The following is a 13,151-nucleotide window of genomic DNA, read 5'->3' on the forward strand; positions in this document are numbered from 1 at the left end:
CCTTTTTTTGTACATTTTTATTTTCCCTTTTTTATACATTTTTATGTTGACTTTTACACCCCTAGAAAATTGTACCCATTGTACCACTTTTTCATCTCTTCTTTGTCTACCCCTTCTAATAACTCTTTAAATCCTTCTTCTAATTCTTTTTGCGTTATACCACATATGCTCGTATACCTTGGATCAAGTGTTATATCGTTTAAATTGTTCAACCCAGAAAATATCGATACTTTCGAAAATTTGGTTACCCCTGTTATAAATACAAATTTTATATATTCATCTGCGTCTTTTATCACCGAATAAAAGTTCTTAAGGCTTTCTCTCATCTCTTTTGCTATCTCTTTTTCTTCTATGTTGTCTAATATCAGCTTGTCATATTCGTCTACTAATATTACTACTTTTTCTTTCTCTTTTTTGTATACCTTTTCTATTAGTTCTATAAATCTATTCTTTATACTTTTCTCCTCTAGTTTTATATCGTATCCTTCTGCGTGTTTCCTTAATATCATATCCTGTGTTTCTCTTAGTTCTTCCTCTGTTTTATGTACCCCTGCTCCAAAGGATATATAAATAACAGGATATTTTTTACTCCAATCCCAATTCTTCTCAAGGTATAACCCTTTAAATAGTTCCTTTTTTCCCAAAAATGCTTGCCTTAATGTGTCTAAAAATAAGCTCTTTCCAAACCTTCTTGGCCGTGAGAGAAAAAAATATCCCGATGTCTCTTCACTTAACATCTTTATAAATCTCGTCTTATCTACATAATAAAAACCTTTATCCTCTCTCAGTTTTGCAAAACTTTGTATCCCTATCGGTAATCTCTTCATATCTTCCACCACCTATTTGGTCTTTACGTATATATTCTAACACTTAATAGCAGTATAGATAAAATAGGATATTTGATAATAGATAAAGATGTAGTAAATATATTCTTTCAACTAATCTCAAAAAATATTATCATCTTTTTTTATTTAACTTCTTTAATTTCTTTCTTCGATTATAAAGCTTCATATTACTTCATCTATAATTATATGGCAACCACCATAATGTTATACATAATAACGGTCAACAAACATATTAATTTTTGTAAACCTTATAGCACTATATTTTCTAATATAACTTCAAATATCTTCAAAGAATAAGTTTGATTTTAGAGTCATCAAACTTAAATAATACTTCTCAAGTTTATAAACAAAACTACTAACCATTGCCAGAGGAATCTTTCTCCGTCATTTTGAGGATGTAGGCTCCTTTGTTACTATGTTACTCAGAATGACAAAAAGAGGAAGTGTTATTCAAGATTCTTCAGCGCTTTACACCTTTCAAATGACAAAAAAATTTCAACACTTGCCAATCTCACTAATCTTTCTAAGCTTCTTTTTTCTTATAATCCTTATACAAAAGTATAACAAGAACAATTAAAAAAGCTATCATTAATGCAGGTACAACCCATAAAGTATCCAAAGCTAATTTAAGACTAACAAGTAAAATTGATACTGACATAAAAACTGACATCACCATAAAAATTTTAGTGCCATAATACCAGCCATATGGAAAAAAGTGTGCGCTCGTTATCATGGCAAGAAAAATTATCATTTCTTCGGGCCTTTTTATCATAGCCCATATCACTATTGGATAATATATAAGCTGTGCTATGTTTAAATAAAATCCCAAAATAGAAAGAGGATTATCGTCTATCTTCCATTGTGCCTTAAAGATTTTCGAAAAAAACATTGCAAGCGGAAATAACAAAGCCGTAGACCATAAAATCAATGAATTTTTTGTTTCTAATGAAAATGGGGATAACAATATAACAAGCATAACTCCCCAAACCACAGAAGCAGATAGTAAAAACGCTATCCCATTTTTACACTTTACAGACAACTCTTCCTTCCAAACCTTTAAATCCATCATCAATCCCCCCACCACTATTTGTTATATATTTCGCACACAAAACAAAATATCACACACATTCTAACATACCATTATAAGAACGTCAATTAAAGTTAGAATTCTCTTAAAACAGAAGAAACAAGTATTATAAAAAGCGTATTCAATGGGATGTCATCTAAGATCCTTTGAGCATATGCACTTAAAATGATTAAAAAGTTCAATACTTACCAATCTTTCCAACTTTTTTTTCATTATTTTCTGAACATATTCATTAACTATTATCATCTGGAATATTCCAATAAATCTAAATATAACTTTTCATTCTTGATATAATTTAGGTATTAAATAATGTTGTTCATTTAAATACAGAAGAAATTATTCAAATCTTAAAAACTATACACAAAAAAATAAATAGCGGTAAGCTTTCAGATTATTGGGATAACTTTAAACCACTTTCCATAGCTTTTTATGACAATTCATATGTATACATAATAGGTTTTGACAATCCTCCTAAAAACTTTATAGAAGAACAAGGGATTTTCATAGGAAAATGGATAGAATGAAAACTTTGTAGGAAATACTGCCATCAATTTCAACGGAAAATATATGGGAATATGGAATATCTCAACAATGGATAAGCTCGAAACATTTCCATTTTTTTATTCGAAAATAGTACACGAACCCTTCCATGGTTTTCAATTTCTAAATAAAGATAAAAGATTTGCAAATGAATTTCTTGCCTTTCAATATCCATTCACCTTGGAAAACATTGCCCTGAAAATCTTATAAAGAAAATACCTTTTAAAAAGTATTTTTGAAACAAATAAACAATTAAAAACAGAATATGTGAAAAAATTCATATCCTTTAGAGAAAAAAGACGACACTTAATAAATAACTTCCTAGATTACGAGCTTGGATTAGAAAGTACAGAGGGAACTGCAACGTATGTAGAATATAGAGCATTATTAGATGAAAGCAAGTTTCCAAAAAGCTTCTTAATTTCATTGTTTGATGAAAATTTAATAAAAATTAAAGATTTAAAAAACTTTAGAGCCAGTTGTTACTCAACAGGCATGTACATCTCACTCCTCCTTGATCAAATAACTCCCAATTGGAAAATAAACTATACAACCTCAAAAAAATATCTTTATAACTTTTTGCTTGATATTGTAAAATATCAACCATCTGACTTAAAAGATTTACTTGCATATGAACAAACTAAAAAACTAGCGCAAATACTAATACAAAAACGTCAAAATGACATAGTCCAAGCATTCGAAACGTCTGAAAAAAACAACGGCTACAAAATAGTGTTAGAAGGAGAATTTAATCTATCGGGATTTGATCCCATGAACATTCTCAAAAAAAATAATTTGCTGCTACACAAAACATTCTTGAAAATTAAATTTAAAAAGAAAGAGTTGTTTATAAAAGGTCCTGCTGTATCTGAAATGGATAATAATGTATGGAAATACAAAAAAATTATTTTCTTTTCAAATCAAAAAACAAAAATTGTAAGAGGAAATACGATTGAAATTGACGATGTAATTAAAATAGAAGGCACACTGTATGAAAACAAAGCAGGATTTTTCATAAAAAATAGTGTATAGATAATGACAAGGTTTTGAGTAATCTACGTAAAAAGAGAGCACGTAATGCAAAGGGAGCTTACACACTCGAAAAAACATTCAAGATTCTTTGTGCATATACACTCAGAATGACAAAAATCCAATACTTGTCTTGTTAAATACCCTCTACTTTTCCCATATGGATGGTTTATTTGAAAAAGTGAACTTATCTATATTATTTTGTCTTATTTAAACTTTCTACCTTATTTTCATAATATTTGTGCAGATTAACAACTAACTTCCTACTTCTATAAAAATATATAACAGTATCTACTTTACTACCCTACACTAAACTTTCCATAGCTATTTCTAACATTTCTTTTGCAGAATACTTCCCCGTGTCATATAATTCTCCATAAATTCTTAAATACTTATCCGATTTAAATTGGATTAAATCATAAGTAAGCTCTTTTGCAAGTACCATAGTATTGTAAAATTGTGGCAAACATTCATATGCCATATAAAACTGTTGAAATTGCTTTACCTCAGCTTGGGTTTGCAATCTATCATTGGAAATAAATTTTTTTATCATAGGAAGGCCCAAATCTATCAATATATGAGTACCAACCTCATGACTTATAAAATCAAGCAACCAATCTAACCTGGAACCAGAATAAAAAACATTTCTATCATACCCTAAGGAATTAGCATTTGGACCATTTTCTATGGAAAATACCAAAACTATCTGATATTCCCCAAACTTAAAATCAATCCCAGTTACCTCTTCCCAAGACCTGATAAGATCCAACTTTTCTAACTCTTGATTTACAACTTTTGCTTTTTCCTCAAGTTTTCTACTCACATCTGGCCACACCATCGATTCATAAGACGAGAAATTTTCCTTATAAATTTTTCCCACTTTTTCAATAAGCTCTGCTTTATCTTCTATATTCTTAAACCACTCATCATTTATTTCTGGAAACCAAAACCTTCTCTTTTTAACATAATCAGCATACTCTCTTAAAAAATCCTCTTTTGTTCTTCTCTTTAAAGCCTTTAGCAATAAATAAAAATACTTTTGCAGCTTTTCTTCTGAGTCAAGATTGAGGTATGCTGGAAAAAAAATTAATGGATCTACAAGCTTTGAGGCAGTCCCATTTTGAAAACTAAGAATCTCTCTATTCATTTTAAGAAACTCAAGGTCCTCTTTTCTCAAAAAACAAGAATAGTCTTTAGTATAATCATTTTGAAAATTTACACCAGAAGCCGCAAAAACATGAAATATATAATTTACCCCCTTTTCAACTGTTGCAACCACTTTCTTCAAAAAATCACTCCCTGCCAAATAACCTGCCATAATCTTCACAGCTTGTATACAGTCGTTACACTAGTCACAGAAGGTAATATTCTAGATGCTAAATTTATTTTACCGGTCCCCTTTCAATAGATGTAGAAATCATTTCTTCAAACTCTTCTTTTGTTATATGTTGTGGTGTGTAATCTCCTCCTATATTCTTGAGATTTCTGTAAAAAGACCTCATGTGATTCCTTGAACCTTTCATTAAATTGCTATATACAGCTTTTATATCTTCGTTGTCAGCCTTTTGAATCCAAGATTGAAGATCAGCTATATCAAGGTCTTCTATTATCATCCCCACTATTAAAGCATCCTTGTAGGATTTTGAACCAATCTCAATAAGTTCATTATAAAGCTCCTGGATTTCTTGATTTACAAATTTTCCTTCTACATCTTCTTTCACGGGATCATCTATATTGTATTTGTCAAGTAATATCTTTACAGTATCCATATGTGTTTGCTCAGATTTTGATATATTCAAAAATATCTGTACTTTCCAAAGTTCATAAAGCTTGAAATACACATCTCTTGCAAGTTTTTCTTCCTCTCTCATAATCAAAAGCCCACTTATTTCATCTGATGAAAGTGCTTGTTTCGGCATAGAAACAAGCTGATCTTTTACAGAAACAAAATCAAAACCAGCATTCATCCCATTATTTAAAGGCACGTTAGGCCCAGCTGCCATGAATAAAACCAAAACAATCCCCAAAAATATTACCACACTAAGTTTTTTTAACATACTATCACCTCCTAGATAAATAATACACAAATAACCTTAAAACAATCTTAAAATACCCTATTTTATATCAATTTCCAAAATCTCTCCCACTACATACGGATTTTTTTTTGTTCATCAATTGGACGTTTATCTGTTGCTATTACATACGAAATTTTTCTTCCAAAATTTAATTTATGCGAAACTTCTTTTACAATATACCCCAAAAGAGTTGTTCCACCTGTTAAGTTAACTACAATACTTCCAAAGCCTTTCAGAAATTCTTTTGCTTTATCAATTGCACTTTTAAGTTCATCAATCCCCTCAAATGGATCATTTATTAAAATCTTTTCACATTCTCCTCTAAAATTTGCTTCCTCTTTAATTTCATCTAAAAGCTTTTCACATTCCCTTGAGGTTATTACTACAAGTTTTTCTGCACTGTATTTTTTAACACAGTAAAAAGTGCTCCTTGCGTTGTACCAAGAGGTGATAGTATAGCTGTCTTTGAAACATTTCTTCTTAGACACTCTTTCATAAAGTTGTTATTTTTAAATTCATCTAACGGTGTATCTATCAACTCTTTAACTCTTTCACACAAGGTACTTTTAGAAAATCCAAAATGGGAAACATAATTACGTGCTTTTCTAATACTTTCATCTATACAACCTTGAAATTCTCTTGTTTGTGTATCAAAAAATTTATCACTTAAATTTTTTTCATAAAGAACAATATTTATGTAAAATTCCCTTGCAAGTCTTAAGGCCATACCTATATCTTCTGTTTCATAGTAAAACTTTATAAGTTCTTTTTCAGATTCTAGCTCATCTTTATTTAAAATTACTTTTCCTTTATTTGCGTCAAGTTTTTCATACCTTTTGCGGTGAAAGTTCAGGGATAAACTCTTCTATCTCATATAAAAATTCCCTATTATTCAAACACTCCACAAGATTGTTTATATTCTTTTTTAACTCTTCAACTGAACCAAGCCTTAAATAAAAACTAAGTCTTTCTAAATTTTTTCTTAAATCATTTAATTTTTTAATATCTTTTTTAAACTTACCATTTTTTGATTTTTCTTCTTTAATTTTTACTTTAATCAAACTTGCTAAACTCTTTGTATAAGCATACTCTTTAAACAACTTTGCCGCATACAACCATTCTGTAAATTCTAAAACCTCTACTTTATTTAAAGCCCTTGTTTCATCTTTATCTTTATAATATTCCCCATACCAAATTCCTGTAATTTTTGAATTTTTCGCCTCTTTTAAATACATATCCGCTACAAGTAAAACCATTGGAAACCATCTAAATGCATGGGTAATATCTATTTCAACTTCATCATTTTCATCTATAACCCTTAAAATCTCTTTCAAAAAATCTTTTATTGATATTTCTTCTGATATATCAATTACATCATAATGTACGTTCTTTCTCTTCAATTCAGGCTTTGCATGTTTTATCCAATTTTCATTACTTTTTGCATCTTTAGTTAAAAAGAAGATGATTTCCAAATTTTTCGAATCTTTTTTTTAATACTCAAAAAGTGCTAATGGAAAAATTCTCTGTCTTACTTGAACTTTCACTATATCTTCCCGTACCCAAAAATGTTAAAAGTTTTTTCATAAAATCCCCCATGTTTTTTTATAAAGGTTATAAAAGATGGTATAATTTTTTATTATTCATACTCTCCTTGCATCTCTTTAAAAATTTTGCTTTTTTCATCATCTCCTGAAATATAATCCATTTTTAATGGTGTAAATGGGAAATTTTTACAATATGGTGGTTTTCTGTTATATTTTAATATCGAAATCAACTTATTTTTTACAAAATTTAATACAAACATCCTCTCATTTCCTCTTCCATCAAACTTTTTTAGCGCGCATAGTAATATATACCATATAGTTTGTTTTAAGTCTTCATATGACTCACATTTATAACCATACCTTTTAAAATACCTCCCTGCTATCATATCAACCTCTTTTTTATACTTTTCATATACATTCATTAAAAACCCTCCCACAAAAAATTAAGAATATATAAGAATATATACATAAGTATACCACACATACCAAAAAAACAGGAGGGGACATTCCCCTCCTGCAAAACTTTATTTAATTAAAACATCACATTTGTAAGATAATCTATTGCAGGAGATAAAATCAAGTGCAGCATTTCCCTTGATATATCAATGTTTAAATCATCGAATATGTTATCAACAAGTTCAATAACTTCTTTCTTTTTGTTTTCTCCATCTCCTGGTCTTTCTACAAGAATCATAAAAAGTTTAACCACATCCCACAACATATTAATCACCTACTTACTGAATTAAATCAAGAACAACGTTTGTGTTTGTTTCAATAACACGTGCTTCATCAAAAACATATCCTGCTGGTACAAGCCCATTGTCTATTAAACTTTGTGCGTCTGTCTCAAGTTCTGCCGAATCAATATTTTCTATTGGTTCAGGAATGTTAATTCTTAAACTTTTTCCCTCTGTTTGATTTCTAAAAACCAAAGCCAACCTTTTCATCCCTATCACCCCTTAATATTTTTTCATTCAAATATCATTATCACTCAACTATCTCATAAGTAACAACCATAGCACTATCTACGGAATAATTTGTGTATTTGTCAATAATCTGGACAATAGCATTTGCCTTAACAACATCCACAGTATCCCCAACATTTAATGTTTGTCTTTTAAAAACTGGTTCTCCATTTGCATCTGTGCCTGTAAGATACTTAATAGAAAGCTTTTTCATATCAATACCCCCCAAAATTTTTTCTGCACGCTGCCGGCCGCGTACATATAAATATATCTACACAAGAAATTGGATTTAACGTAATATATACAAATGTATAGAGATTGTTACATAAAAATTTTTGTAGTGTTCTATCAAATGTACGAATGACCAAGAAAGGGAATGGGGAAGACCAGAGAAATGGTATTTAAGCTCAAATAGATTTGACAACATGAAATCTGTTGTTGACTTTACTGAAACATGAAAAACATTCAACAATAACAATAACAATAACTAATACTCCGTTCTCAGAATAAAGCGATATACTTGTTTTTCCTATACTATATCAAACAATATTAAATAGATTATTGCACCATTCTTACGTAATTTTAATTAAAGGAAAAATTTGAATTTTTCTCTAATTCTTCTAAACAATAATATCCAAATAACAATAATGAATCTTATTTTTCTTTTTTTGTATATTTTTATCTTGACTTTTAGATACACCTCAACTACAAGTAAATCTTTACCATCTCTATTTTTAACATATATCAAGTATAATCATCTATCACGTACCATATTATTTATTCTATCCATTAAATGAACTAGTTCTTTATCTGGCACACCACCTATTTCCTTTGTTCCGTCTTTTATTACAAAAATTACATTTCCACCTAAACCATTTGCAAATGCAACAACAGTTTTTAAAAATGACTTTTTATTTCTACTAGAAAGTTTTTCTTTAAACTCAAGATTTTTATTTTCACCTTTCTTAATTTCATTAAGTATTATTCAATCACCTTAGAGTCCAAAAACAAATTTAAAAACTTGGCATAATTCTTTTCTAATTTATAAATCTCTTTGTTCATTATCGAAAGTAGTTTTTTTTAGTTTCTTTTATTACCCAAATATGATTCTTTTGAAAAATATCATCTTTATTTATTAAAGTTTTTATTTCAAAAATTTTTCAAGTTCAATAACTAATTTATAAACAAGAGTAGAAGGATTTTTTGAAGAAGGTTTTGTATTACCTTGCTTTTTGTGCTCATTTTCCATCCTTTTTGCATTTTCAATAGCTACATATTTTTTATCAACAAATCTATAATAAACATCACCAAAATTTTTCCTGTATACAGGAAATCTATCTTTTAGTTTTTTTATACAATCTTTAGTTGTTAATGGTGTATTATAATAATCAAAATGCAACAAAAACCAATATTCAAAGCAAAGAACTCGACTACTGCTTTTAATAACGTGGGATGAAGCTGGGTATCTAATTCATCTATAAACAATATTTTTTCCTCTTTTAATGCATAAATAATTTCACCAATTATATTGAAAAGTTTTTTTGTTCCAGCAGATTCTTCTTCAAAATTAAATTTTTCTACATCAATAACATTTCCATTTTCATCGTATATATTATGATATGTATAAAGTTTTACATTAAATAGCTTATCTTGTTCTCTAATATTAGCATCTACAATCGTATTTTTTACCAAATCAGGCAACTTCGATATATCTATTTCACTTTTTGTATATTCGAAATCTACTATATCAAAGTCTGCCTTTTTTAAAAAACTAAGTATTTCTTCCTTTGTAATTTTTCCTTTTTCAAATAAATTTAGAGTTTGAGCCGGAGAAGAAAAATAAGGAAATTCCCACATTATAACGTTAATCTTTTTGAAAAAACTAACTATTTGTCTTGCAAGCTTACTATTCCATTGAGCAAGAGAAGAAAGAAAAAGTGTGTTTTCACTTGTTTTCTTTTCCACACCTTTTGATTCAGAAAAATTGCCTCTTTCTATCTTTTGGTCTATTCTTTCAAATATTTTAGCTTCTTTTAATCTTTTGTTTTCAAGATTTGCGCGAAACAATCATTCGCTTTTAATTTTTTTACCATCAACTTCAAATCCATATCTATATATGAAATTTCCATTGATAAACCTATTCTCAAATATAGTATATAGTTTAGGAATAGAAGAAGTATCACCTGGGACAGTTTTTGTACATTTTTATTTTCCCTTTTTTATGCATTTTTATCTTGACTTTTACATTCGAAAGACAATCCAAGATTCTTCGTCACTTCGCACCTCAGAATGACAAAAAACTTCAATCTCTCCAATCTCTCCAACCTCGCTAACACTTGCCAACCTTGCTAATCTATCCAACCTATCTAATCTCTCCAACACTTGCTAATACTGTCATCCCGAGCACATACGAGGAATCTTATTTAAAAAAACAATAAAAATAAATAAGGAGAGATAAAGATGAAAAGGTTGAGTTTGGTTTATAGAAATCAAACAGAAGGAAAAAGTTTAAGGATCAATATCCCAGAACCAATAGACAACATTGATTCTGCTGAATTAGAACAAGACGCACAAAGTTTAATAGACAACGGACTTGTTCCAGCAGGGTACGTATTTATGGAGAAAATAAAAAGAAAGAAGTAATAAATTTAATAGACGAAATATTTGACGACTTAAACATCAATATTCCAAGAGAAATGCTTTATGTTATTTTATCTCCTGCGATAGATTATCTCTCTGGTATTTTATTTTGATTAAATAACATTTTGCAGGAGGGGATTATCCCCTCCTGTTTTTTTGGCACACATGGTATACTTATGTGTATATCTATGTATATTAATCTGTATGGTATATGCTTTTCATATTTTACCGGGGGCGTCATGGATGGAGATATATAAGAAATATAAAAAAGACGTTGAAATGGTAGCGGGAAGATATTTCAAACGATATGGTTATAAATGTGACTCTTATGAAGACTTGAAACAAACCATATGTTATATATTACTATGCGCAATAGAAAAATTTGATGGATTGATTTCAATCGTAAAATACAACAGGAAACCACCATATTGCAAAGAAACCCCATTTACGCCATTAAAGATGGAATATATCTCGGGAGATGATGAAAACAACTGTGCATTCAAAGAATTCCAAGGAGAATACATAGTATAAAACACATTATTAGCATAGTTAATGGGAGTGGCATCTTCTCCTTTCTGTCATTCTAAACGAAGTGAAGAATCTTGCTCTTTCCTTCCGACAGTCATTTAAAGATTCTTCGCACAACACGCGTTCAGAATGACAAAAAGCTTCCAATCTCGCCAACCTCTCTAACCCTCTCTAACACTGTCATTCCGAGAGGTCCCCTCCTTTTGTCATTCCGAGCGCATGCGAGGAATTTTATCCCTTTGTCATCTTAAGCCCCATAGGGCGATAGTACCAACAAAACAAAAAACACAGAATACTCTGTGGTTTTTGAGTATTAACACAAAAGTAATTCCCGAGCTATCTGATAAAATGCTAAACTTGTGCAAAAAGTTCGGCTTTTTATTTGAATTTGCAAGAATTTTACAATTATTACTAAAATTCAAAACAAGAAAAGAAGTACACATTTTATCTACCTGTTTTGGAAATAATCGCTACTTTTATTTTTAATAAAATTGCTTTAATTTCCTTTCTATTTATCAAAATGAAAACTATCAATGTTGCTATTTGTATAGTATACATAATAAAGATTTTTTGAATAAAATTTACAAAAAGCGACAAAGAAACCAATAAAAAGCTTAAAACCAACTTTATCCAATTATTCTTTATTCTAAAATACTTCCTTGTTTCAAATATTCTCATTATCCACATAGCTAAAAATGCCATCATCGTTGAAATTGCTGCTGCTTGCGCTCCAATTATTGGTATAAACACTATATTTATTCCTATATTTACCATAGCTCCTACTACCGATGTTTTAAACGCTCCTACCGTCTTTTTTGATGCTATATACCCCACTCCAAAAAAACTTGAAAATGCTGAAAATATCGCTCCTAAAAACAAAAATAGTACGTATCTCCATGCTTCATAAAAGCTTGCTCCTACCATTATCCTCATTATCGGTTTTAATACTATCGAAAATACCATTACTATTAGTAACAAAAACGTTGACAGTATTCTAAATATTTTAGAGTAAAATTCATCTTTATTTCTACTTTTATATTGCTCTACCGCTGATATTTGCCATGCTTGATAAAATATCCCATTTAATATCGTTATTAGTGACATAAATTTATACGATACTGAATAAATCCCATTTGCCGCAAATCCCAGGTAAAATATTATTAAATATCTATCCGATACATTCATTATCCACCAGGAAAGTCCATTTGGTATTAAAGGAATTGAATATTCTAACATATTTCTTATCTTTTGTAATGACACATTTTTTAATGATATGTCTTTGTATATCTTTCCAAATATTAAAAGAAATAACACATCTACTAAACTTGAAAGTATATATCCTAGAAAATATCCTTTTATTCCATACCTTAAAACCACTACAAACACTATCCCAAGCGTTGCAAATGAAATTGTGTGTATTATATCACCTAATGCAAATATCAAAAGCTTTTGTTTTGCCCTAATATATGTCTTAAAAATTGAAAGAACAGAATTTATCGCAAATGCAAATACCATATAAATTGTTAATTCGGATATACTTTCTATTTTAGATATTATTGGAACAAATACTAAAAATACTAAAATCCCCCAAAAAGAAACCATTAACGCCGAAGAAAGTACCCCCGATTTTTCTTCTTCACCTGTTTTTTCCATTGTAAAACGAAACACCGCATCAACAATCCCTAATGTAAGAAATGGCAGTAATAGACTTATCGTTGTAGCAAAAAAATCTATTTTTCCATAATCAGCTTTGGTAAGAACCCTTGTAAAAATTGGTAATAAAAAAAAGGAAATTGCTCTTGAACCAAATGTTCCAAGTGATATTATAACTGTATTTTTCGCAAGTACTTTATACTCTTTTTCCAGAATTCGTCACCAACCTTAAAAATATTCTATTA

Annotated in this window: 18 protein-coding genes; 3 read left to right on the forward strand and 15 right to left on the reverse strand. The window is 29.4% G+C overall.

The window, feature by feature from the left end; genetic code table 11:
* Positions 1-53: 53 nt before the first annotated feature.
* The gene (locus tag XJ44_RS04020) at positions 54-827 is read right to left on the reverse strand and encodes an ATP-binding protein (RefSeq protein WP_077198141.1); all 774 of its coding nucleotides are present in this window, start codon (positions 825-827) and stop codon (positions 54-56) included.
* A 541-nt stretch (positions 828-1,368) separates the two neighbouring features.
* Positions 1,369-1,911, reverse strand: coding sequence for a DUF7010 family protein (locus XJ44_RS04025; RefSeq protein ID WP_077198142.1), 543 nt, complete (start codon positions 1,909-1,911; stop codon positions 1,369-1,371).
* An 828-nt stretch (positions 1,912-2,739) separates the two neighbouring features.
* Here XJ44_RS04025 and XJ44_RS04030 point away from each other — a divergent pair.
* Complete coding sequence (locus tag XJ44_RS04030; protein WP_077198143.1) at positions 2,740-3,504, forward strand: hypothetical protein; 765 nt, start codon at positions 2,740-2,742, stop codon at positions 3,502-3,504.
* Between the two features lie 301 nt (positions 3,505-3,805).
* On the opposite strand, the gene XJ44_RS04035 is transcribed toward XJ44_RS04030, so the two are convergent.
* The 12 genes from XJ44_RS04035 to XJ44_RS04085 all read right to left on the reverse strand — a co-directional run bounded on the left by XJ44_RS04035 (position 3,806) and on the right by XJ44_RS04085 (position 10,152).
* Positions 3,806-4,789, reverse strand: coding sequence for a hypothetical protein (locus XJ44_RS04035; protein ID WP_143608984.1), 984 nt, complete (start codon positions 4,787-4,789; stop codon positions 3,806-3,808).
* A 94-nt stretch (positions 4,790-4,883) separates the two neighbouring features.
* The gene (locus tag XJ44_RS04040) at positions 4,884-5,558 is read right to left on the reverse strand and encodes a DUF2202 domain-containing protein (RefSeq protein ID WP_084758759.1); all 675 of its coding nucleotides are present in this window, start codon (positions 5,556-5,558) and stop codon (positions 4,884-4,886) included.
* 89 nt (positions 5,559-5,647) lie between these two features.
* On the reverse strand, positions 5,648-6,064 hold the full coding sequence (locus tag XJ44_RS04045) for a hypothetical protein (protein WP_077198145.1): 417 nt from the start codon (positions 6,062-6,064) through the stop codon (positions 5,648-5,650).
* Positions 5,959-6,303, reverse strand: coding sequence for a hypothetical protein (locus tag XJ44_RS09245; RefSeq protein WP_158071826.1), 345 nt, complete (start codon positions 6,301-6,303; stop codon positions 5,959-5,961). The genes XJ44_RS04045 and XJ44_RS09245 overlap by 106 nt, the downstream gene beginning before the upstream one ends.
* A 100-nt stretch (positions 6,304-6,403) precedes the next feature.
* On the reverse strand, positions 6,404-7,048 hold the full coding sequence (locus XJ44_RS04050; RefSeq protein WP_077198146.1) for a TM1812 family CRISPR-associated protein: 645 nt from the start codon (positions 7,046-7,048) through the stop codon (positions 6,404-6,406).
* A gap of 164 nt (positions 7,049-7,212) precedes the next feature.
* Positions 7,213-7,542: a sigma factor gene (locus tag XJ44_RS04055; protein ID WP_075665748.1), complete on the reverse strand. Its 330-nt coding sequence runs from the start codon at positions 7,540-7,542 to the stop codon at positions 7,213-7,215.
* Positions 7,543-7,652: 110 nt separating this feature from the next.
* Positions 7,653-7,841, reverse strand: coding sequence for a hypothetical protein (locus tag XJ44_RS04060; RefSeq protein WP_077198147.1), 189 nt, complete (start codon positions 7,839-7,841; stop codon positions 7,653-7,655).
* 13 nt (positions 7,842-7,854) lie between these two features.
* Positions 7,855-8,067 (reverse strand): DUF2922 domain-containing protein, encoded by a 213-nt coding sequence (locus XJ44_RS04065; protein ID WP_075665756.1) that lies wholly within the window; start codon positions 8,065-8,067, stop codon positions 7,855-7,857.
* A gap of 40 nt (positions 8,068-8,107) precedes the next feature.
* The gene (locus XJ44_RS04070; protein ID WP_077198148.1) at positions 8,108-8,299 is read right to left on the reverse strand and encodes a DUF1659 domain-containing protein; all 192 of its coding nucleotides are present in this window, start codon (positions 8,297-8,299) and stop codon (positions 8,108-8,110) included.
* A 540-nt stretch (positions 8,300-8,839) separates the two neighbouring features.
* The gene (locus XJ44_RS09495; protein ID WP_084758762.1) at positions 8,840-9,070 is read right to left on the reverse strand and encodes an AlbA family DNA-binding domain-containing protein; all 231 of its coding nucleotides are present in this window, start codon (positions 9,068-9,070) and stop codon (positions 8,840-8,842) included.
* Positions 9,071-9,229: 159 nt separating this feature from the next.
* Entirely contained in the window at positions 9,230-9,487 is a 258-nt protein-coding gene (locus tag XJ44_RS04080) for an RloB domain-containing protein (RefSeq protein ID WP_077198149.1), read from the reverse strand.
* Positions 9,454-10,152, reverse strand: coding sequence for an AAA family ATPase (locus tag XJ44_RS04085; RefSeq protein ID WP_077198150.1), 699 nt, complete (start codon positions 10,150-10,152; stop codon positions 9,454-9,456). Before XJ44_RS04085 ends, XJ44_RS04080 begins: the two co-directional genes overlap by 34 nt.
* Positions 10,153-10,545: 393 nt before the next feature.
* Between XJ44_RS04085 and XJ44_RS04090 the strand changes: the two genes are divergently transcribed.
* Both XJ44_RS04090 and XJ44_RS04095 read left to right on the forward strand, forming a co-directional pair.
* On the forward strand, positions 10,546-10,728 hold the full coding sequence (locus tag XJ44_RS04090; RefSeq protein ID WP_077198151.1) for a DUF2922 family protein: 183 nt from the start codon (positions 10,546-10,548) through the stop codon (positions 10,726-10,728).
* A gap of 240 nt (positions 10,729-10,968) precedes the next feature.
* The gene (locus XJ44_RS04095) at positions 10,969-11,256 is read left to right on the forward strand and encodes a sigma-70 family RNA polymerase sigma factor (RefSeq protein ID WP_077198152.1); all 288 of its coding nucleotides are present in this window, start codon (positions 10,969-10,971) and stop codon (positions 11,254-11,256) included.
* 441 nt (positions 11,257-11,697) lie between these two features.
* Here XJ44_RS04095 and XJ44_RS04100 read toward each other — a convergent pair whose 3' ends face one another.
* Positions 11,698-13,122, reverse strand: coding sequence for a lipopolysaccharide biosynthesis protein (locus tag XJ44_RS04100; protein WP_332881318.1), 1,425 nt, complete (start codon positions 13,120-13,122; stop codon positions 11,698-11,700).
* Between the last annotated feature and the right edge of the window lie 29 nt (positions 13,123-13,151).

Origin of the sequence: Thermosipho affectus, from assembly GCF_001990485.1 — a bacterium.
Lineage (GTDB): Bacteria > Thermotogota > Thermotogae > Thermotogales > Fervidobacteriaceae > Thermosipho > Thermosipho affectus.